The organism is Bacillus cereus group sp. Bc061 (genome assembly GCF_027715825.1).
GTDB classification, from domain to species: Bacteria; Bacillota; Bacilli; order Bacillales; family Bacillaceae_G; genus Bacillus_A; species Bacillus_A paranthracis.
Window position 1 is genome coordinate 360,103 of sequence record NZ_JAQFTZ010000003.1, and the last position, 20,275, is coordinate 380,377.

Consider the following 20,275-nt stretch of genomic DNA (forward strand, 5'->3'; position numbering starts at 1 on the left):
AGAGTGAGTAAGAGCAAGGATTTTATTGTTGTAAAAGGTGCTAGAGCACATAACTTAAAAAATATTGATGTAACCATTCCGAGAAATCAGCTTGTCGTTGTAACGGGATTGTCTGGTTCGGGGAAATCATCATTAGCATTTGATACGATTTATGCAGAAGGGCAGCGTAGATACGTAGAATCGTTATCTGCGTATGCACGCCAGTTTTTAGGGCAAATGGATAAACCGGATGTAGATACGATTGAAGGATTGTCACCAGCAATTTCAATTGATCAAAAAACGACGAGTCGTAATCCGCGTTCAACTGTTGGAACGGTAACGGAGATTTATGATTATTTACGTTTATTATTTGCGCGAATTGGTACGCCAATTTGTCCGAATCATGGCATTGAAATTACATCACAAACAGTAGAGCAGATGGTAGACCGGGTCCTTGAATATCCTGAACGTACGAAATTACAAGTGTTAGCTCCTATCGTTTCTGGTCGTAAAGGTGCACATGTGAAAGTACTTGAAGACATTAAGAAGCAAGGATATGTTCGTGTACGTGTTGATGGTGAAATGCTTGATGTGTCTGAAGATATTGCGTTAGATAAAAATAAGAAGCATTCCATTGAAGTTGTAATAGACCGTATTGTTGTAAAAGAAGGAATCGCAAGCCGTCTTGCAGATTCTCTTGAAAGTGCATTAAAGCTTGGCGGGGGACGAGTGTTAATCGATGTTATGGGAGAAGAGGAACTTCTATTTAGTGAACATCATGCTTGTCCGCATTGTGGTTTTTCAATTGGAGAATTAGAACCGCGTATGTTCTCATTCAATAGTCCGTTCGGGGCATGTCCTTCTTGTGATGGGCTTGGTTCAAAGTTAGAGGTAGATTTAGAACTTGTTATTCCGAACTGGGATTTATCATTAAATGAACATGCGATTGCACCTTGGGAACCGACAAGTTCACAATATTACCCACAGCTCTTACAATCTGTATGTAATCATTACGGCGTTGATATGGATGTGCCTGTAAAAGATATACCGAAAGATTTATTTGATAAAGTGTTGTACGGAAGCGGTGAAGAGAAAGTTTATTTCCGCTATGTAAATGAATTTGGTCAAGTAAAGGAAAATGAGATTTTATTTGAAGGTGTTATTCCAAATATTGAACGTCGTTATCGTGAAACGAGTTCTGATTACGTTCGTGAGCAAATGGAAAAGTATATGGCAGAGCAAGCTTGTCCGAAGTGTAAAGGTGGACGTTTAAAGCCTGAGAGTTTAGCTGTTTTCGTTGGCGGAAAAACGATTGCTGATGTAACGAAATATTCTGTTCAAGAAGTACAGGAATTCTTCTCAAGTGTGGAGCTAACAGAGAAACAACAAAAAATTGCTCATTTAATTTTAAGAGAAATTCAGGAGCGCGTTGGGTTCTTAGTGAACGTCGGTTTAGATTATTTAACGTTAAGTCGTGCCGCAGGAACTTTATCAGGTGGTGAGGCGCAACGTATTCGTTTAGCAACGCAAATTGGTTCTCGTCTTACTGGCGTACTTTACATTCTTGATGAGCCTTCTATCGGTTTGCATCAGCGCGATAACGATCGTCTTATTCGTACATTGCAAGAAATGCGTGATTTAGGTAATACGTTAATTGTTGTTGAGCATGATGAAGATACGATGATGGCAGCTGATTATTTACTTGATATCGGACCTGGCGCAGGTATTCACGGTGGACAAGTCGTATCAGCAGGTACACCAGCTGAAGTGATGCAAGACGAGAATTCGCTAACCGGTAAGTATTTAAGCGGTAAAGAGTTTATTCCAGTTCCACTTGAAAGACGTAAAGGTGACGGACGAAAAGTGGAGATTGTTGGTGCAAAGGAGAATAACTTAAAGAACGCGAAAATGTCATTCCCGCTTGGTACGTTTGTAGCGGTAACGGGTGTATCTGGTTCTGGTAAAAGTACGATGATTAATGAAGTACTATATAAATCGTTAGCGCAAAAGTTATATAAAGCGAAAGCGAAGCCAGGTACTCATAAAGAGATTAAAGGTCTTGAGCATTTAGATAAAGTAATCGATATTGATCAATCGCCAATCGGTCGTACACCGCGTTCTAACCCTGCGACTTATACAGGTGTATTCGATGATATTCGTGATGTGTTTGCCCAAACGAATGAAGCGAAAGTGCGTGGATATCAAAAAGGACGTTTCAGCTTTAATGTAAAAGGTGGACGTTGTGAAGCGTGCCGTGGTGATGGAATTATTAAAATCGAAATGCACTTCTTACCAGATGTATACGTGCCGTGTGAAGTTTGTCATGGTAAACGTTACAACCGTGAAACGTTAGAAGTGAAATATAAAGATAAGAACATTTCTGAAGTATTAGGAATGACAATTGAAGATGGGGTAGAGTTCTTCGCTAACATCCCAAAAATTAAGCGTAAACTTCAAACGCTTGTAGATGTTGGACTTGGTTATATGAAATTAGGGCAACCAGCTACGACGTTATCTGGTGGTGAAGCACAGCGTGTGAAATTAGCTTCTGAATTACACCGTCGTTCTACAGGGCGTACACTATACATTTTAGACGAGCCAACGACTGGTTTACATGCGCATGATATCGCGCGTCTTCTAGAAGTGCTGCAACGTCTTGTTGAGAGTGGTGAGACGGTACTTGTAATTGAACATAATTTAGATGTAATTAAAACAGCAGATTATATCGTTGACCTTGGACCAGAGGGCGGAGACAAAGGTGGACAAATCGTTGCTTCCGGAACGCCAGAGCAAGTAGTGAAAGAAGAGCGCTCGTATACGGGTAAGTATTTAAAAGAGATTTTAAATCGTGATAAAGCAAGAATGAAAGAGAAGATAAAAGAAGTAGAGTTATCGCAATAAGTTTAGTAATAAAAACCGAGTGGCAATGACACTCGGTTTTTATTGTATAGGGGGAGAAGGTGGAGTTTTTAGATGTGTTGCGAAAGAAAAATATGAAGGTAAGAGAGTTCCAAAAGTGGGGTGTATATTTTCGGAAACGCTGTGAGGATTATTTTGCAAATCATTTAAGTGATGAAGAAAAAGAAGACATTTTCCTTTATGGAGATAAGTATGCATGTGGGTATCTTTGGCACATATTTAGTTATGAGAGAAAGGAGTGTGTAGAGGGAGAAGAAGTGGAAAACACGTTTCATAATGAAGTGAAAAAGGAGTGCTACATCTTCTATCAACACTGTGATGATGTACTACTAATAAAAGATGCAAGTTTATTAAGTATGGATGATATGTATAAAGGCGATATTTACATTGTAGATAAAGATTTCACTTGGACCTTTGTGAAAACGCATGAGCATAGATGGTGTGGGCCTTATTTCGCAAAGAAGTGTTAGTAGGTATACAAGTATGAAGAGTAGAATAAGTTGATATAAGTGTTCGTATCATACTTGCGTTTATTATCTATTAGCGTATGATGAAAGATATATGTTTAAAAGGATGTGTAAGAAAATGAGATGGATTGTATCACTTCTTGTAAATAGCGTTGTGTTAATCGCTGTATCGGGACTTTTAAAAGGGATTGCACCAGACGCGTTTTACGTAGCAAATATACAAACTGCAATTATTGCGAGTATTATTTTGGCTGTTTTAAATGTGTTCGTAAAACCGTTTTTAATTTTAATTACGCTACCAATTACTGTTGTAACTTTCGGTTTCTTCTTAATTGTTATTAATGCGATTACGTTAAAAATAGCAGATTCATTATTAGGAGACGCATTTAATATATCAGGTTTCGGTGTAGCGATCGTTGCGGCAATTTGTATTTCAATTTTTAATATGATTATTGAAAAGGCAATTGTGGAACCTTTATATGAAAAAAAGAGAAAATGACAAAAAGAAAAACATTTCATGATATGTATGAAATGTTTTTTTCTATTTATTAGAAACCGTATTTCTTGTTTCCAGAAAAAAATGGTACAATATCCGATAGAATGGAATTTTACATCAAATGAGACTGAACCCGCAGCGGAGTGGAGGTTTATACATATGCCGAAAGTAAGGACAAAAGATTTAATTGAACAATTTCAATTGGAGTTAATAAGTGGTGAAGAAGGAATTCATCGTCCAATTGATACAAGTGATTTATCACGACCTGGAATTGAAATGGCAGGATTTTTTACATATTATCCAGCTGATCGCGTGCAGCTTCTTGGAAAGACGGAGCTTACATTCTTTGACACGTTAACGTCAGATCAAAAACAAGAGAGAATGAAAGCGCTTTGTACTGAGGAGACGCCATGTATTATTGTAACTCGTAATCAAGATGTACCAGATGAGTTACTGCAAGCATCACGTGAATCAGGCATGCCTTTATTACGTTCTTCTCAAACGACAACAAGACTATCAAGTCGTTTAACAAATTATTTAGAAGGTAAGTTAGCGCCAACAACAGCTGTTCATGGTGTGTTAGTAGATATTTATGGCGTTGGTGTTTTAATTACAGGGCAAAGTGGTGTCGGTAAGAGTGAGACAGCTCTTGAACTTGTAAAACGTGGTCATCGCCTTGTTGCGGATGATAGTGTAGAAATTCGCCAAGAAGATGAAGACATGTTGGTCGGAAGCTCTCCAGATTTAATTGAGCATTTATTAGAAATTCGAGGTCTAGGCATTATTAACGTTATGACGTTATTCGGTGCAGGGGCAGTGCGAAATTATAAGCGTATTACACTTGTTATTAATCTTGAAATTTGGGATCAAAAGAAAAATTATGATCGCTTAGGTCTTGATGAAGAGAAGATGAAGATTATTGATACAGAACTTACGAAGATTACACTTCCAGTTCGCCCTGGTCGAAACTTAGCTGTTATTATTGAAGTGGCAGCGATGAACTTCCGTTTAAAACGTATGGGAGTCAATGCAGCACAGCAGTTCTCAGAACGATTAATGAGTGCGATTGAGTTAGGAAATCAGGAGTAAACATTGGAGAGGGAGGTCATACATATGCTGTTAGGTTCTGTACCACAGCTTGACCGCGTAGCTATCCAACTTGGACCGTTTCCTGTTTATTGGTACGGGATTATTATCGGTACAGGTGTGCTATTAGGTCTTTGGCTAGCAACTCGCGAAGGAGAAAGGCTAGGTATTCCAAAAGATACATTTGTTGACCTTGTATTAATTGCAGTACCGATCGCTATTCTATTTGCAAGAATGTACTATGTTATTTTTGAATGGGAATATTACGCGCAAAACCCGAGTCAAATTATTAATATTCGTCAAGGTGGCTTGGCGATTCATGGTGGTTTAATCGGGGCTGTTATTACAGGGATTCTTTTTGCGAAACGCCGCGGGGTTTCATTCTGGAAGTTGGCAGATATTGCTGCGCCAAGTATTTTACTAGGACAAGCAATTGGCCGATGGGGAAACTTTATGAACCAAGAGGCGCATGGTGATGAAGTAACGAGACAGTTTTTAGAAGGTCTTCATTTACCAGATTTCATTATTAATCAAATGTACATTGATGGTGTGTACTACCACCCGACGTTTTTATATGAATCATTATGGAATTTTGCAGGTGTCATTTTATTACTTGCATTAAGAAAAGTGAATTTACGCCGCGGGGAATTATTCTTCACATATTTAATTTGGTATTCAGTAGGACGCTTCTTCGTAGAAGGGTTACGTACAGATAGTTTAATGCTAGGGCCACTTCGTATTGCACAAGTAATGTCAATTGGACTTGTTGTTATTTCTATTATTTTCATTATTGTGAGACGAAAAATGGGGCAAGCTGATAAAAGATATTTAGAAAATTAGAGAAAAGTAGCATCTTATTATAAGATGCTGCTTCTTTCATATTCAGGAAAGAGAAAGGACTAAGACAATGAGAATAAATACAGTGTTATTTGATTTAGATGGAACATTAATTAATACAAACGAACTTATTATTTCTTCTTTTTTACATACTTTACATACATATTATCCAAATCAATATAAGCGTGAAGATGTATTACCATTTATCGGTCCGTCTTTGCATGATACGTTCAGTAAGATTGATGAAAGCAAGGTTGAAGAGTTAATTACGAGTTATCGTCAATTTAATCATGATCATCATGATGAATTAGTAGAAGAATATGAAACTGTATATGAAACAGTTCAAGAGTTGAAGAAACAAGGCTATAAGGTTGGTATTGTTACAACGAAAGCACGACAAACTGTTGAGATGGGATTAAAGTTATCGAAGCTTGATGAGTTTTTTGATGTTGTTGTGACAATTGATGATGTCGAGCATGTGAAACCACATCCAGAGCCACTTCAAAAAGCGCTTCAGTTATTAGATGCGAAACCGGAAGAAGCATTGATGGTTGGGGATAATCATCATGATATTGTTGGCGGACAAAATGCGGGTACGAAAACAGCTGCGGTTTCATGGACATTGAAAGGTAGAGCGTATTTAGAGGCTTACAAGCCAGACTTTATGCTAGATAAAATGAGTGATTTATTGCCGATTTTGTCCGACATGAATCGTTCGTAAAGATAAGTAGAGGAGCGAGTGAAGTGCGACGGACAACGCGCTATCCTGTTTCAGGAGAAAATTCATTATGGAATGTGTATAAGACAGTGTCTTTTTGGAAGGTAATGAAGAATTTTATTATTATCCAAATTGCACGTTACACGCCATTTTTATCTGTAAAAAATTGGTTGTACCGCACATTTTTGCGGATGAAAGTAGGAAAGAAAACATCGTTTGCGCTCATGGTAATGCCGGATATTATGTTCCCGGAAAAGATAACTGTGGGAGATAATTCGATTATTGGCTATAACACGACGCTTTTAGCGCACGAATATTTAATTCGCGAATATCGACTTGGAGAGATCGTTATTGGAAACGAAGTGATGATCGGGGCAAATACGACTATATTACCAGGTGTGAAAATTGGGGATGGCGCGATTGTTTCAGCTGGCACACTTGTTCATAAAGATGTGCCAGGCGGTGCTTTCGTGGGTGGGAATCCAATGCGTGTTATTTATACGAAAGAGCAAATGGAGGCTAGAGAAGGTTCATACTAGAAATGTAACATTTCTCTTCTTTTTTAATGAATAAAAAGGAAATAATTGAGTATAATATACTGTTTTGTTTTTTACGGAATCGTTTATACTTATAGATAGAAGAATGTGTGAACGAAGAAAACAAAAAACTGGAGGATATATGGGGAAAAATCAAAGAATATATAAGGAGAACGGACAAGTTATCTCTTTTAATCAATTAGCGGACTTCTTTTATAAAAAAGGGATGAGGGCTTACAAAGGACAAAAATTGCAAGATGCAATTAAATATTTTCGAAGAGCGGCACAAAGCGAGAAGGAGCCGTTTATTTTATGTCAATTAGCAACAGTATTATCTGAGGCTGGTGAATATCAAGAGTCGAATCAAACCTTCTTTAAGCTTGTTAGATCTAATCCAGAACTTGAACAATGTTATTATTTTATTGCAAATAATTATGCGTATATGGGTCTATTTCAGCAGGCGAAGAAGTATGCGGATCGCTATTTAGAAGTTGCAGAAGAGAAGGAATTTGTTGAAGATACATTAGAATTACTTGAAATTATGGAAGAAGAAGCGATGGGTGCGGAAGAGATTGAGGATGAAGATGATTTAATTGTTATGCAGGAAGAAGCCAATCGTTATATTCGTAATGGACAATTGGAAGAAGCAATTGCTACATTAGAAATTGTTACGAAAGACTATCCGGAATTTTGGTCAGGGCATAATAATTTAGCCATTGCGCATTTTCAATCTGGTAATGTAGATAAGGCACTGAAATTAACGGAAATGATTTTAGAGAAAAATCCTGGTAATATACATGCGCTTTGTAATACACTTATTTTTCTATATTCAATTGGAGAGCATAAACAAGTAGAGGTGTTAGCTGCTCAGTTAGTTTCGGTATATCCGATTTCGTTTGAACATCGTTTGAAACTTGGGACGACACTTGCAACAATTGGTCATTTCGAGCCTGCATATAAATGGTTCAAATTATTAAAGCGTCAAGGATATGAAGGAGACGTTAGTTTCTATTATTGGTTTGCATATTCTGCGTATATGGTGAAAGATCAGCAAGTAGCTGAAAAAATGTGGCAACATGTTGTAGAATTGCACCCTGATAAAAAGGGAAAAGAACCGTGGAATGCATTGAATTTAGCGGATGAAGGACAAAATGTGTTATTTGAAGAATTACGAAAATCATTCCAGCAAAGTGCGACGCTAGAGGAACAAATGCTAGCTTTATATTTAATGAATGAATTATCAACGCCGGAGAAGGTTGGATTCTTCTTTGATGTAACGCAGGCGAAGAATGGTGTTCCAATCGTATCGCAACTTGCAAAGTATTTCTTTTTACTGAATAGCCATAAGAGTATTCCAGCTGATTTACAGCAATTTGAACAGTGCGCGCGAATCGCGGATGCTTTATACAATTATACGAAAAAAGATGATGAATTAATCGAAGAGTGTTTACAATTTTGGTTTTGTACGTTCATACGTTTATATACATCTGGGGCAGTTTTTACAAATGTATACGGCTGGTCAGCTGCGGTTGAATATATCGTACGCAGTGAACAAGGAAATAAGATGACACAGTCGGAGCTCGGAGATGTGTATAATGTATCTGTAGCGACTGTTCGAAAGTATGTGCAAGCTGTTAAGCGTACGCACACATAGATAAGCAAATCATTGGGAAAAAAATGATGCGAACAGTATAATGAGGGTAACTTAATTGTGTAGGAATGGATAGGAGTGAATAGTGTGTCAGAAGAAAAAATTTATGATGTCATTATTATTGGTGCAGGACCAGCTGGTATGACAGCTGCAGTATATACATCTCGTGCGAATTTAAGCACATTAATGCTTGAGCGTGGTATTCCAGGCGGGCAAATGGCAAATACAGAAGATGTAGAAAACTACCCAGGTTATGAGTCTATTTTAGGACCAGACTTATCAAATAAAATGTTCGAGCATGCGAAGAAATTTGGTGCTGAATATGCATACGGTGATGTGAAAGAAGTCATCGATGGTAAAGAATACAAAACAATTATTGCTGGTAAAAAAGAATATAAAGCACGTGCAATTATCGTTGCAAGTGGTGCAGAGTATAAAAAAATCGGTGTACCAGGTGAAACAGAACTTGGCGGCCGCGGTGTATCATATTGTGCGGTATGTGATGGCGCATTCTTTAAAGGTAAAGAACTTGTAGTTATTGGCGGCGGAGATTCTGCTGTTGAAGAGGGTGTGTTCTTAACACGCTTCGCATCAAAAGTAACGATCGTTCACCGTCGTGACACGCTTCGCGCACAGAAAATTTTACAAGATCGTGCTTTCCAAAACGAAAAAGTAGACTTCATTTGGAACCACACGATAAAAGAAATTAACGAAGCAAATGGTAAAGTAGGAAGTGTAACACTTGTAGATGTAAACAGTGGAGAAGAGAAAGAAGTCAAAACTGACGGCGTATTCGTATACATCGGTATGTTACCACTATCAAAACCATTTGTTGAACTAGGTATTACAAATGAAAATGGTTACCTTGAAACAAACGAGCGTATGGAAACGAAAGTTCCTGGTATTTTCGCAGCAGGTGATGTTCGTGAAAAAATGCTACGTCAAATTGTAACTGCAACAGGTGATGGTAGTATTGCAGCACAAAGTGCACAACATTACGTAGAAGAATTATTAGAAGAACTAAAAACTGTATCAGAAAAATAAGGGATAATATACCTTTTGAGAAGAAAGCTACCGATAGGAGCTTTCTTCTTTTTTTGTGTGAAAATGTCAAAGTTTTGTCAAAAAATATTGGGATTATAAGCTTTCTTATTGATATACTGGACTTTACGGAAAAAATCACTATAAGAAATGAGGAATTTATTCAGTATGGAATGGCGTAATATATATCGTGGATTTTGTATGGGTGTTAGTGATTTAATTCCTGGTGTGAGCGGCGGTACAATCGCTGTTGTGTTAGGGATTTATGAACAATTGCTTGCGGCAATTAGCGGATTCTTTAGTCGTGAATGGAAAAAACATTTAGGATTTTTAATTCCACTTGCAGCTGGTGTGGCAGCAGCGTTTTTAACGTTAAGTCACGTTATTAAATATTTACTTGCAAATCATTATGAACCGACTCAATTTTTCTTCCTCGGTTTAATTATTAGTATATTACCGATGTTAATGAGAGAAGCTGATGCAAAGTCGTCGTTTAAAGGTAAGCACATTGTTTTATTAATCGTTGCAGCAATTCTTGTTGCCATCACAGCTTTCTTTAAACCAGATAAGACAGCAGATCCAATTACGACGTTAACAATTTTAAATGCAATTGGTTTATTTTTCGCAGGATGGATGGCTAGTATGGCGATGTTACTTCCTGGAATTAGCGGATCGTTTATTTTATTAATTATTGGTGTATATCCGACAGCAATTAATGCTTTAACTACACTCAACTTACCTTTAATTGCAGTTATTGGTGCTGGCGTTATGGTAGGGTTCGTTGTAAGTAGTAAAGGAATTAGTTTCTTATTAGATCGATATAAAAGTATGACATTTGCGGCAATTATTGGACTAGTTATCGGTTCGATTGTAATTGTGTTCCCTGGTATTCCAACTGGAGGATTTTCAATTATAAGTTCAATTATTACCTTTATTTTAGGATTTGCGATTGTTACTTATTTCGGTAAGAAGTAAGGGCGCTGGAGTCCCCTTGGCGATAAAAGTCGTTAAGGGGATTTTTCATGCTATTCACGGAAAGTCCAGGCATTTACATTGCTTGTTATAAAAAGCTTTTTTAAAATTGTTGAGTAGCATATGCTTAGCGGAAGAGGACTGGCTCCTTCGTTGTAGCAAACTGTTTTTGATAGTATAATGAAATGAGTATGCAGTGAGAAATTTGCTGCAAGTAGCTGAGGTGAAGAAACATGCAAAGAGTGACAAACTGTGTGTTAATTAGAGATAATGAAGTACTCTTACTCCAAAAACCTCGCCGGAATTGGTGGGTTGCACCAGGCGGGAAAATGGAGCGTGGTGAGACTGTAAGAGATTCCGTTGTTCGCGAGTATCGTGAAGAAACAGGTATTTATTTAAAGAACCCAGCGTTAAAGGGGGTCTTCACCTTTGTCATCCAAGAAGGTGATAAAGTTGTTTCTGAATGGATGATGTTCTCCTTTTTAGCGACAGATTTTGCAGGAGAAAACAAACTAGAGAGCGAAGAAGGCATCATTGGTTGGCATACATTTGATAAAATTGATGATTTAGCAATGGCACCAGGAGATTATCACATTATTGATTATTTAATTAAAGGAAATGGCATAATCTACGGTACATTTGTATATACCCCAGATTTTGAGTTGCTTTCATATCGATTAGATCCGAGTTAAACCGTCAAGGAGAGGATACGATGACAGAGAATAATGATATAAAAATGGTAATTATTACAGGAATGTCTGGAGCTGGAAAGACAGTAGCTTTACAAAGTTTTGAAGATTTAGGATATTTCTGTGTGGATAATTTACCACCGATGTTATTGCCAAAGTTTATTGAGCTTATGGCGGATTCAAAAGGAAAAATGAATAAAGTAGCACTTGGTATTGATTTACGTGGCCGAGAGTTTTTCGAACATTTATGGGAAGCGCTTGATGATTTATCAGAACGTACATGGATTATTCCTCATATTTTATTCTTAGATGCGAAAGATAGCACACTTGTAACTCGTTATAAAGAAACGAGACGCTCGCATCCACTTGCACCAACTGGTCTGCCGTTAAAGGGAATCGAAGCAGAGCGTAATTTATTAACAGATATGAAGGCACGCGCGAATATTGTGCTTGATACATCTGATTTAAAACCGAAAGAATTACGTGAAAAAATTGTTCACCTATTTTCAACTGAAACTGAGCAAGCATTTCGTGTAAATGTTATGTCATTTGGATTTAAGTACGGTATTCCAATTGATGCAGATTTAGTATTTGATGTTCGTTTTTTACCAAATCCATATTACATTCCACATATGAAGCCATTAACAGGACTAGATGAAGAAGTTTCATCGTATGTGCTGAAATTTAATGAGACGCATAAGTTTTTAGAGAAATTGACTGATCTTATCACTTTCATGCTGCCTCATTATAAAAGAGAAGGCAAGAGTCAACTTGTAATTGCAATTGGATGTACAGGTGGACAGCATCGTTCTGTTACGCTTACAGAATACCTTGGGAAACATCTGAAACCAGAGTATAGCGTTCATGTATCTCATCGTGATGTGGAGAAGAGAAAGGGTCATTAAGGGATGAAAAAAGAGAGAAAACCTAAAATTGTTATCATGGGAGGCGGAACGGGACTTTCTGTTTTATTACGAGGATTAAAACAATATCCGGTTGATATTACAGCAGTTGTTACAATCGCTGATGATGGTGGCAGTTCAGGTAGATTACGTGATGAGCTAGAAATTCCACCCCCAGGTGACATTCGTAACGTACTTGTTGCGTTATCAGATGTAGAGCCACTGGTGGAAGCTTTATTTCAGCATCGTTTCACAACGGGAGATGGGCTGAAAGGTCATGCGTTAGGAAATTTATTATTGGCAGGTATGACCTCGATTACAGGAGACTTCTTCCATGCTATTACAGAAACGAGTAAAGTTTTAAATGTTAGAGGACGTGTATTACCGGCGGCGAATCAAAGTGCAGTACTGCATGCGGAACTAGAAGATGGAGAAATTGTAACAGGTGAATCAAAGATTCCTTATTTCGGAAAGAAAATTAACCGTGTCTTTTTAACTCCAGAAGATGTAGAGCCGTTACATGAAACGTTGACTGAGATTAAACGAGCTGATTTACTTGTTTTCGGTCCAGGAAGTTTGTATACGAGTATATTACCGAATTTAGTTGTTAACAAAATCGGGGACGCTGTTCTTGCTGCAAAAGCGAAGAAGGTATATGTGTGTAATGTTATGACGCAAGCTGGTGAAACGATGGGATATACTGCGTTTGATCATGTGCAGGCGTTACATGATCATTTAGGTGAACCATTTATCGATACTGCAATTGTAAATAACCGTGATATTCCTTGTGAATTACGTCAGTTATATGAGGAAGAAATGTCAGCGCCAGTTGTAGTAGATGAAGAGCGTTTTACTGAAAATAATATTAACGTGATTCAAGATCAATTAGCGAAGTATGATGACCGTGTTGTAAGACACGATACATTAAAACTAGCTTCTATTTTATATTCACTGTTGTAGATGTGCGTTGCCTCGTTTGAGGTAACGCTCCTCATTTCATATAGGACAAGATTTTTGTTCCACAATAATCGTATAAGGAGGTGTTGACTGTGTCATTTGCATCAGAAACAAAGAAAGAGTTGACGAATCTGGAGATGAAGGAATGCTGTGAGAAAGCAGAATTATCAGCGTTACTTCGCATGAACGGATCGCTTTCTTTTTCAAATCGTCGTCTATCAATCGATATTCAAACGGAAAATGCGGCAATTGCAAGAAGGATTTATACGCTTTTGAAAAAAGGATATGACGTGACGGTAGAATTACTTGTTCGTAAAAAAATGCGATTGAAGAAAAACAATGTATATATCGTAAGGCTTGTTGAGAAGTCACGCGAAATATTAGCTGATCTTCATATCGTTCGAGACGACTTTTCATTTATTCGAAATATATCACAAGAATTAATTGAGAAGAAATGTTGTAAACGATCGTATTTACGCGGTGCATTTTTAGCAGGTGGTTCAGTAAATAACCCAGAAACATCATCTTATCATTTAGAGATCTTTTCGTTATATAAGGAACATAATGATGCTATATGTGAACTGATGAACGGATTTGATTTAAATAGTAAGACGTTGGAAAGAAGAAAAGGGTACATTACGTATTTGAAAGAAGCAGAAAAGATTACAGAGTTTTTAAATATTATAGGTGCTCATAATGCACTTTTAAGATTTGAAGACATTCGAATCGTACGTGATATGCGTAATTCTGTAAATCGCTTAGTGAACTGCGAAACAGCTAATTTAAATAAAACAATTGGTGCAGCGCTAAGGCAGATTGAAAATATCCGTTATATTGATGAGACAGTTGGTCTTGATATATTGCCGGATAAATTACGAGAAATTGCGCAATTACGAAGAGATTATCAAGATGTAACATTGAAAGAGTTAGGTGAGATGGTATCCGGGGGGAAAATTAGTAAATCGGGTATTAATCATCGTTTGCGTAAAATTGATGATATTGCAGAGAAATTACGCGCGGGGGAAACGGTAGCAAAAAAATAAGAGGTTAAAGGGGAAATGGAGCTGTGGTTCAAAAAAGAGTTCAGGTTTCATTAAAAAACGGTTTACAAGCACGTCCGGCTGCGTTGTTTGTACAAGAGGCCAATCGCTTTCATGCAGATATTTTCATCGAAAAAGATGGGAAGACAGTAAATGCAAAGAGCATAATGGGGATTATGAGCTTAGCAATTGGAACTGGTAGCATGATAACAATTACAACAGAAGGTTCAGATGCAGAAGAGGCTTTAGAGGCATTAGCTGCATATGTACAATAAGAAGCTATCGCGCATGTGCGATAGCTTTTTTGTTGTTTGGGGCTTGTTGGTGGGGGTATGTGAGATGTGCGTTCTTGTCGAGAATTGTCGGTAAGTCGATAAGTTGTGTCGAAACGTCGATATATTAAAATAATCGCCGATATAATTGGAGTTACGGTCGATATATTTGAAAAATCGCCGATATATTTAGAGGGATACTGAGTGGGGTATGTTCGTGCGGAGATTTAACTATAAAAAAGCGCCCTGTAATAGGCGCTTTTTTATGTATCCAGCTCCAGCGACTCTAAATAAGCCGCTTCCGCTTTAAATATCTATTAACGATTTGTAAAGATCTTATCGATTAAACCGTATTCTAAAGCTTTTTCTGCTGTCATGAAGTTGTCGCGGTCTGTGTCGCGTTGTAGCACTTCAAGTGGTTGACCTGTGCGGTCAGCAAGAATTTGGTTTAGTTTTTCACGTAAGAATAGAATACGTTTAGCAGCGATTTCGATTTCAGTCGCTTGACCTTGTGCACCACCAAGTGGTTGGTGAATCATTACTTCACTGTTTGGAAGTGCATAACGTTTTCCTTTTTCACCTGCTGCGAGTAAGAATGCACCCATAGATGCAGCCATACCGATACAGATTGTTGATACTTGCGGTTTAATAAACTGCATTGTATCGTAAATTGCCATACCTGCTGTGATAGAACCACCAGGGCTGTTGATGTAGATGTGAATATCTTTTTCTGGATCTTGAGATTCCAAGAATAAAAGCTGGGAAACGATTGAGTTAGCTACGTTGTCATCAATTGCGCTACCAAGCATAATGATGCGGTCTTTTAATAGTCGAGAGTAAATATCGTAAGCGCGTTCTCCACGATTTGTTTGTTCAATTACTGTAGGAATTAAATTCATCTGTTATTTCCTCCTTATAAAGCTTTCTTAGTCTTATAATACAATTATGGTCAATAAAGGTCAAACGAAACCACTTTAAATCAAAAAAATATGTAGTTGTACCATGAAATATTCGCTATGTTTTTGAAATTCCCTGCTTATGTATCTTCAACATCATAACCGAATTACATAAATTTAAACGTTATAAAAACTGTAGAAAAAAAGAAAAGAACGCCTTTTGACTGAAGCGTTCTTTCGATATCTATTCTTTTAAAAGATAGGTTACTTTATTTAAAATCTTTTCGATTTGTTTCGCGTTTTTACTATACATTTCGCTCGCTGATTTCGACTTTGTTTCTAAGGAAAATAGTTCAAGATCAGCATGACATTTTTTTAATGATGCTAATAATAAAGGTTTGTTTTGAGGAGAAGGCATTTGTAGTTTGTCATTATAAATGTCGATAGTCAGTTGTCCGTATGAATCAACTTGACCGAGAAAGACATTTTCGATAACAACACCGAGCTTTTCTAGTTCAGCATGTAGCCAAGCGCGGTTATGTCCACTTGCGGATAGCGGTTCATCTAAGACATTGCCATCCATAATAACAGTTTGTGGTTCTTTTTCGTTTGCTACTTTTAAACCGATGTCTTTTGCTGTAAGTGGCTGGGAATCTTTCTTTAATAATACATTTAATTCTCCGCTCGGTTCTAAGACAGCAAATTCGACTTCAGCTACGCTGAATGCACTTTTTCCTCTAAGTAGTTCAAGTAATTCGTCACTCGTATATTTTTCTTTCTTCAAGTTATCTTCGAGTATCTTTCCATCTTTTATTAATACGGTAGATTTCCCTTCAAAGAAGTCCCGAGCTGTTTTGTTCTTTAAGGAGAGGATTCCTGTGAAAAAAGGTACCGCAGCGAAAATGAGTATCGCAAAGACGCCGTGGAAAAATTTTGAATCGAGCCCTGTAGATACTTGGGCAGCGATGTCACCGATTGTCATTCCGGCTATGTATTCAAAAAAGGAGAGCTGAGAGATTTGTCTTTTCCCTAACCATTTCGTAATAGCGAATAAAATAATTAATATGAATACAGAGCGAAGAATGACAAGTGTCCATTCCGGCAGGTGAGACATAGTCATTTCCTCCAGTCTACTTAAAACCCTTTATATTGAGGTTCTTCACGTTCTAATACTGAAACTCTATTCTGTAAATCAGCGATGATGCTGTCCATTTCTAACATACATTCATGAAATACACGTTTTGATTCTTCATCTTGTGAATTTAAAGAAAGGGAGCTTAAACTTGCTTGAGCCCCCCTTACACTAGCAAGGCAGGTTTTAACACTAGCAATAACTGTCATACAAACACCTTATCCTTTCGGTTTGAATAGCAATGCTCCGATGAAGCCGAAAATAATAGCTGCGGATACACCGGCGCTTGTTACTTTAAACATGCCGGTAATAACGCCAACGATGCCATGTTTTGCGGCTTCTTCCATTGCGCCGTGAACGAGGGCATTACCAAAGCTTGTAATAGGTACGGTTGCCCCAGCTCCAGCGAAGTCAATTAATGGTTCATACAAATTAAATCCATCTAATATAGCTCCAGCAACAACGAGTGTTGCCATTGTATGAGCGGGTGTTAGTTTGCCGACATCAAACATAAGTTGGCCAATTACACATATGAGTCCGCCAATGACGAAAGCCCAGAAAAAAATCATTGCGTTGCACCTCCGAATTCAATTGAAACGGCGTGAGCGATGCACGGAATCGTTTCTTCTTGTTGGAATGTAAGTGGAGATAGTAAAGCGCCTGTCGCAACGACAAGTATTTTTTTGAACTCTCCTCTTTTCATTCTGTTTAATAAATGACCGTACACGACTGTTGCGGAACATCCTGGTCCACTAGCCCCAGCTATGACAGGTTGCCCTTCTCTATAAATGAGCAGCCCGCAATCTTGAAACTGTTCGCTCGTTACTTTCGTTCCGTGTTTATGTAATAAGTCATAAGCAATTTCGCGGCCGACATGTCCGAGGTCACCGGTTACGATTAAATCGTAGTAAGAGGCGTCGATTTGGCGTTCGCGTAGGTGGGCCTCAATTGTATCGACGGCGGCTGGAGCCATTGCGCCTCCCATATTAAACGGATCGGTTAATCCCATATCAACCACTTTTCCGATTGTGGCTGATGTTACCCTAGGGCCGTTTCCAGTATCACTTAAAATAGCGGCTCCTGCTCCAGTTACTGTCCACTGTGCAGTAGGTGGCTTTTGTCCGCCGTATTCGGTAGGATAGCGGAATTGTTTTTCTACAGCTGTATTATGACTGGATGCACCAGTTAATAAATATTTTGCGCCTTTTGCATTTACGATACTCGCCCCAAGTGCTAAACCTTCCATAGAAGTAGAACAAGCGCCGAATAGTCCGAGATAAGGAGTGCCCAGTGTACGGCAAGCAAAGCTTGTAGGGGTAATTTGATTAATTAAATCTCCTGCGAGTACAAATTGGATATCGTCTTTACGAAGTTCTGCTTTTTCAGTGGCGCGGCTACAAGCTTCTTCGAACAAAATTTTATGTGCTTTTTCATAGGAATCTTGTCCGAGCCATAAATCTTCATGAAGGATATCGAAGTCTTCGGGGATTTTTCCTTTTGCTTCAAACGGCCCGCCGACGACTCCTGTCGAAATAATAACTGGTTTGTTTTCAAATACCCACGTTCGGTGTCCTTGTAACATTTATAGCCCTCCCCATTGAACGAGAATCGTTTTAATAAGTGCGATGACGAAAGCTGAAAATACACCAAATAAAATAACGGAGCCGGCTAATTTAAACATGTTACCGCCAACGCCAAGGACAAACCCTTCCGTCCGGTGCTCGATACATGCGGCGACAACAGAGTTACCAAATCCAGTGACAGGTACAGCTGTCCCAGCACCTGCAAATTGACCGAGACGATCATATACGCCGAACCCAGTTAGTAACATCGAGATGAAAATAAGAGTTGCTACTGTTGGATTCCCTGCTGAGCGTTCAGTGAAATCGAAATACGTAATATAAAAAGTAGAAATGAGTTGCCCAATTAGGCAAATGAAACCACCAACGAAAAAGGCTTTTATACAGTTTTTTAAGACAGGACGCTTCGGTTCGCGTTCTTGCTCGAATTTTTTATATTCCTGTTGCACAGGGGTTAAGTTTTTATCTTTACTAGACATTGCAAACCTTCCTTTTCTTTTAAAAAGCGTTAAGTGTTAGACTCCATTTTTTTACCAATGAATTTTAATTGTTTATTAATTTCATCTTTAGATACTTTCTTTTCCTTAATTTTTCTTTCAAGCTTTTCAAGTAACATAAAGATTTTTTTATCTGTACTTACACGAACATCGAAAGTGGGGTGCTCATCACTTAGCTGCTTTTGGAGCTTCTTACGGAGAGGTTTTAATCCAAATCTTTCGTGATGCTCAGGTGTAACTGCTATGTAGAGATCTAAATTTGAATTTACTGCTGTACTTTTTATAATTTCATCCATAGTGAGAGCTCTTTTCTTGGCTCCTTGTGATATAGATTGATTAAAGGATTCCATACTCGTTTTTGTTAACTTTGGACCTTTCTCTTTCTCCGTTCGTTTTGCTTCTTCTTTCACTTTTTTATCTAAAGGACTATTATCACATCCGGTAAAAGAGCTAAATAGAAGGGCAAATAATACGGTTATGAGTCCGAGTTTTTGCATATTTATCATTCCATTTCTATTGCAATATGTAATGTGATAGAAAAAGGATGACTGCATATCATCCTTTTTCTATTTCACAGCAAGACTGATTCGTTATTGCTGTGAGTATTGTGGTTCTTCTTGTTGGACTTCTTCAACGCGTGGGTTTAAAGAATCGATAATCGTTTGTGTTTGCTGTGCAGCTGTTTGGAAAAGTTGCTTAGCTTGTTGATTATCCGTATCAAGAGCGAATCCCTCTAAGCTAGCTTGTGCACTTTTTAATCCAGAAACAGTTTGTTTTAATTTCGTAATTACAGTCATTGAATGAAGCCCCCTTTGGAATATCAATTCAAAGATTATAATTTGTGAGTTGGGGTGAATTTATGATTGGAAAATTTAGGGGTGGGTGCTTTGTTAATATACTCATAACTAAGCGTCATAAAGGATTACGGGGATATTTTTATTGATTTAGATGGATTTTATTGCTATTATTATGAGAAGAAAATGAAGTGTTTTCTATTATCATGCGCCCATAGCTCAGTCGGATAGAGCGGTGGTTTCCGGTACCACGTCTGCCGGGGGTTCGAATCCCTCTGGGCGCGTTATATAAACTTTAATATTATTTTGTGTTGGGAGAGGCCCTTTGTATGTGGTAAGTAAAAATACCATGTGCAAAGGGTCTTTTTGATATTATCGTTAGTCAATTATTGTTTCTTTAATCTTGAATTTAGAACTGAGATTCCTAACTTACATTTTGTAGGTTAGGAATTTTTTTATTTTAAAAATGTTAAAAATATGCAATTTTGCGAAGTTATCTAAAAAGTTTAAATCTTGTAAATTTATAACTGTAGAGAACAACAAACAAATAAATAAAAAAAACGAGAGGATGAATGAAATGTCAAAAGGATACAAGTTCACAAAAGAAGAGTTAGTAGAGGCGTGGAAAGATCCACAAGTAAGAGAGAAGTTAAAAGACTTACCGAAACACCCATCGGGAAAAGCGTTAAATGAATTAAGTGAAGAAGAGTTAGCGGAAATCCAAGGGGCATCAGATGTACAACCAGAAACAACACCACTTTGTGTGGGAGTCATTATCGGGTTAACAACGTCAATTAAGATTTGTAAATAAAAT

At 37.8% G+C, this 20,275-nt stretch carries 24 protein-coding genes and 1 tRNA gene; 17 read left to right on the forward strand and 8 right to left on the reverse strand.

The genetic code is table 11. The features are described 5' to 3' along the window. Positions 1-3: 3 nt before the first annotated feature. The 15 genes from uvrA (at position 4) to PDQ40_RS16115 (ending at position 14,565) form a co-directional block, all read left to right on the forward strand. Positions 4-2,880: an excinuclease ABC subunit UvrA gene (uvrA, locus tag PDQ40_RS16045; protein WP_000045569.1), complete on the forward strand. Its 2,877-nt coding sequence runs from the start codon at positions 4-6 to the stop codon at positions 2,878-2,880. Between the two features lie 59 nt (positions 2,881-2,939). Beyond that, complete coding sequence (locus tag PDQ40_RS16050; RefSeq protein WP_074532514.1) at positions 2,940-3,368, forward strand: DUF4275 family protein; 429 nt, start codon at positions 2,940-2,942, stop codon at positions 3,366-3,368. Positions 3,369-3,483: 115 nt separating this feature from the next. Beyond that, positions 3,484-3,864: a phage holin family protein gene (locus tag PDQ40_RS16055; protein WP_001267308.1), complete on the forward strand. Its 381-nt coding sequence runs from the start codon at positions 3,484-3,486 to the stop codon at positions 3,862-3,864. A gap of 156 nt (positions 3,865-4,020) precedes the next feature. Continuing rightward, positions 4,021-4,950 carry an HPr(Ser) kinase/phosphatase gene (gene hprK / locus PDQ40_RS16060; protein WP_001127244.1) on the forward strand — a complete coding sequence of 310 codons (930 nt, stop codon included), beginning with the start codon at positions 4,021-4,023 and terminating at the stop codon, positions 4,948-4,950. 24 nt (positions 4,951-4,974) lie between these two features. Then, positions 4,975-5,787, forward strand: a complete 813-nt coding sequence (gene lgt / locus PDQ40_RS16065) for a prolipoprotein diacylglyceryl transferase (protein WP_000924232.1) — start codon at positions 4,975-4,977, stop codon at positions 5,785-5,787. A gap of 67 nt (positions 5,788-5,854) precedes the next feature. Beyond that, a complete protein-coding gene (gene ppaX, locus PDQ40_RS16070; protein WP_001222399.1) occupies positions 5,855-6,505 on the forward strand; it encodes a pyrophosphatase PpaX in 651 nt (216 codons plus the stop codon). A 23-nt stretch (positions 6,506-6,528) separates the two neighbouring features. Next, the gene (locus PDQ40_RS16075; protein WP_001255062.1) at positions 6,529-7,041 is read left to right on the forward strand and encodes an acyltransferase; all 513 of its coding nucleotides are present in this window, start codon (positions 6,529-6,531) and stop codon (positions 7,039-7,041) included. A gap of 139 nt (positions 7,042-7,180) precedes the next feature. Next, positions 7,181-8,692: a tetratricopeptide repeat protein gene (locus tag PDQ40_RS16080; RefSeq protein ID WP_000517738.1), complete on the forward strand. Its 1,512-nt coding sequence runs from the start codon at positions 7,181-7,183 to the stop codon at positions 8,690-8,692. An 84-nt stretch (positions 8,693-8,776) separates the two neighbouring features. Further along, a complete protein-coding gene (gene trxB, locus PDQ40_RS16085; RefSeq protein ID WP_001288072.1) occupies positions 8,777-9,733 on the forward strand; it encodes a thioredoxin-disulfide reductase in 957 nt (318 codons plus the stop codon). Positions 9,734-9,898: 165 nt separating this feature from the next. Beyond that, positions 9,899-10,705 carry a DUF368 domain-containing protein gene (locus PDQ40_RS16090; protein WP_000455203.1) on the forward strand — a complete coding sequence of 269 codons (807 nt, stop codon included), beginning with the start codon at positions 9,899-9,901 and terminating at the stop codon, positions 10,703-10,705. A 230-nt stretch (positions 10,706-10,935) separates the two neighbouring features. Next, positions 10,936-11,394 (forward strand): NUDIX hydrolase, encoded by a 459-nt coding sequence (locus PDQ40_RS16095; RefSeq protein WP_001190080.1) that lies wholly within the window; start codon positions 10,936-10,938, stop codon positions 11,392-11,394. 20 nt (positions 11,395-11,414) lie between these two features. Next, positions 11,415-12,296 (forward strand): RNase adapter RapZ, encoded by an 882-nt coding sequence (rapZ, locus tag PDQ40_RS16100; RefSeq protein ID WP_000138457.1) that lies wholly within the window; start codon positions 11,415-11,417, stop codon positions 12,294-12,296. A 3-nt stretch (positions 12,297-12,299) separates the two neighbouring features. Beyond that, a complete protein-coding gene (locus PDQ40_RS16105; RefSeq protein ID WP_000712175.1) occupies positions 12,300-13,253 on the forward strand; it encodes a gluconeogenesis factor YvcK family protein in 954 nt (317 codons plus the stop codon). Positions 13,254-13,342: 89 nt separating this feature from the next. Further along, complete coding sequence (gene whiA / locus PDQ40_RS16110; RefSeq protein WP_000006561.1) at positions 13,343-14,293, forward strand: DNA-binding protein WhiA; 951 nt, start codon at positions 13,343-13,345, stop codon at positions 14,291-14,293. Positions 14,294-14,316: 23 nt separating this feature from the next. Further along, entirely contained in the window at positions 14,317-14,565 is a 249-nt protein-coding gene (locus PDQ40_RS16115; protein ID WP_000250307.1) for an HPr family phosphocarrier protein, read from the forward strand. A 314-nt stretch (positions 14,566-14,879) separates the two neighbouring features. Here the strand turns inward: PDQ40_RS16115 and clpP are convergent, their stop codons facing one another. From clpP to PDQ40_RS16155, 8 genes are all read right to left on the reverse strand, one after another. Then, positions 14,880-15,461, reverse strand: a complete 582-nt coding sequence (gene clpP, locus PDQ40_RS16120) for an ATP-dependent Clp endopeptidase proteolytic subunit ClpP (protein WP_001049162.1) — start codon at positions 15,459-15,461, stop codon at positions 14,880-14,882. A 241-nt stretch (positions 15,462-15,702) separates the two neighbouring features. Continuing rightward, complete coding sequence (locus PDQ40_RS16125; RefSeq protein WP_016362034.1) at positions 15,703-16,572, reverse strand: DUF421 domain-containing protein; 870 nt, start codon at positions 16,570-16,572, stop codon at positions 15,703-15,705. A gap of 20 nt (positions 16,573-16,592) precedes the next feature. Continuing rightward, a complete protein-coding gene (locus PDQ40_RS16130) occupies positions 16,593-16,799 on the reverse strand; it encodes a DUF1657 domain-containing protein (protein ID WP_000215908.1) in 207 nt (68 codons plus the stop codon). Positions 16,800-16,808: 9 nt separating this feature from the next. Beyond that, positions 16,809-17,159, reverse strand: a complete 351-nt coding sequence (spoVAE, locus tag PDQ40_RS16135) for a stage V sporulation protein AE (RefSeq protein ID WP_000575919.1) — start codon at positions 17,157-17,159, stop codon at positions 16,809-16,811. Then, positions 17,156-18,172: a stage V sporulation protein AD gene (gene spoVAD, locus PDQ40_RS16140; RefSeq protein ID WP_000938956.1), complete on the reverse strand. Its 1,017-nt coding sequence runs from the start codon at positions 18,170-18,172 to the stop codon at positions 17,156-17,158. Before spoVAD ends, spoVAE begins: the two co-directional genes overlap by 4 nt. Continuing rightward, entirely contained in the window at positions 18,173-18,649 is a 477-nt protein-coding gene (spoVAC, locus tag PDQ40_RS16145; RefSeq protein WP_000095407.1) for a stage V sporulation protein AC, read from the reverse strand. Positions 18,650-18,678: 29 nt separating this feature from the next. Then, positions 18,679-19,164, reverse strand: a complete 486-nt coding sequence (locus tag PDQ40_RS16150) for a YhcN/YlaJ family sporulation lipoprotein (protein ID WP_001170598.1) — start codon at positions 19,162-19,164, stop codon at positions 18,679-18,681. Between the two features lie 93 nt (positions 19,165-19,257). Then, positions 19,258-19,464 carry a DUF1657 domain-containing protein gene (locus tag PDQ40_RS16155; RefSeq protein WP_000216166.1) on the reverse strand — a complete coding sequence of 69 codons (207 nt, stop codon included), beginning with the start codon at positions 19,462-19,464 and terminating at the stop codon, positions 19,258-19,260. Between the two features lie 205 nt (positions 19,465-19,669). On the opposite strand from PDQ40_RS16155, the gene PDQ40_RS16160 reads away from it, so the two are divergent. After that, positions 19,670-19,745: transfer RNA gene (locus PDQ40_RS16160), tRNA-Arg, on the forward strand. Positions 19,746-20,038: 293 nt separating this feature from the next. Further along, positions 20,039-20,272: a mersacidin family lantibiotic gene (locus PDQ40_RS16165; RefSeq protein ID WP_000033704.1), complete on the forward strand. Its 234-nt coding sequence runs from the start codon at positions 20,039-20,041 to the stop codon at positions 20,270-20,272. Positions 20,273-20,275: the final 3 nt, after the last annotated feature.

Excerpts from the sequence above, each read along its gene's own strand:
- PDQ40_RS16055 (WP_001267308.1), top strand. The coding sequence starts at position 3,484 with ATGAGATGGATTGTATCACTTCTTGTAAATAGCGTTGTGTTAATCGCT.
- hprK (WP_001127244.1), top strand. The coding sequence starts at position 4,021 with ATGCCGAAAGTAAGGACAAAAGATTTAATTGAACAATTTCAATTGGAG.
- lgt (WP_000924232.1), top strand. The coding sequence starts at position 4,975 with ATGCTGTTAGGTTCTGTACCACAGCTTGACCGCGTAGCTATCCAACTT.
- ppaX (WP_001222399.1), top strand. The coding sequence starts at position 5,855 with ATGAGAATAAATACAGTGTTATTTGATTTAGATGGAACATTAATTAAT.
- PDQ40_RS16080 (WP_000517738.1), top strand. The coding sequence starts at position 7,181 with ATGGGGAAAAATCAAAGAATATATAAGGAGAACGGACAAGTTATCTCT.
- PDQ40_RS16090 (WP_000455203.1), top strand. The coding sequence starts at position 9,899 with ATGGAATGGCGTAATATATATCGTGGATTTTGTATGGGTGTTAGTGAT.
- PDQ40_RS16095 (WP_001190080.1), top strand. The coding sequence starts at position 10,936 with ATGCAAAGAGTGACAAACTGTGTGTTAATTAGAGATAATGAAGTACTC.
- rapZ (WP_000138457.1), top strand. The coding sequence starts at position 11,415 with ATGACAGAGAATAATGATATAAAAATGGTAATTATTACAGGAATGTCT.
- PDQ40_RS16105 (WP_000712175.1), top strand. The coding sequence starts at position 12,300 with ATGAAAAAAGAGAGAAAACCTAAAATTGTTATCATGGGAGGCGGAACG.
- clpP (WP_001049162.1), bottom strand. The coding sequence starts at position 15,461 with ATGAATTTAATTCCTACAGTAATTGAACAAACAAATCGTGGAGAACGC.
- PDQ40_RS16125 (WP_016362034.1), bottom strand. The coding sequence starts at position 16,572 with ATGTCTCACCTGCCGGAATGGACACTTGTCATTCTTCGCTCTGTATTC.
- PDQ40_RS16130 (WP_000215908.1), bottom strand. The coding sequence starts at position 16,799 with ATGACAGTTATTGCTAGTGTTAAAACCTGCCTTGCTAGTGTAAGGGGG.
- spoVAE (WP_000575919.1), bottom strand. The coding sequence starts at position 17,159 with ATGATTTTTTTCTGGGCTTTCGTCATTGGCGGACTCATATGTGTAATT.
- spoVAD (WP_000938956.1), bottom strand. The coding sequence starts at position 18,172 with ATGTTACAAGGACACCGAACGTGGGTATTTGAAAACAAACCAGTTATT.
- spoVAC (WP_000095407.1), bottom strand. The coding sequence starts at position 18,649 with ATGTCTAGTAAAGATAAAAACTTAACCCCTGTGCAACAGGAATATAAA.
- PDQ40_RS16150 (WP_001170598.1), bottom strand. The coding sequence starts at position 19,164 with ATGCAAAAACTCGGACTCATAACCGTATTATTTGCCCTTCTATTTAGC.
- PDQ40_RS16155 (WP_000216166.1), bottom strand. The coding sequence starts at position 19,464 with ATGACTGTAATTACGAAATTAAAACAAACTGTTTCTGGATTAAAAAGT.
- PDQ40_RS16165 (WP_000033704.1), top strand. The coding sequence starts at position 20,039 with ATGTCAAAAGGATACAAGTTCACAAAAGAAGAGTTAGTAGAGGCGTGG.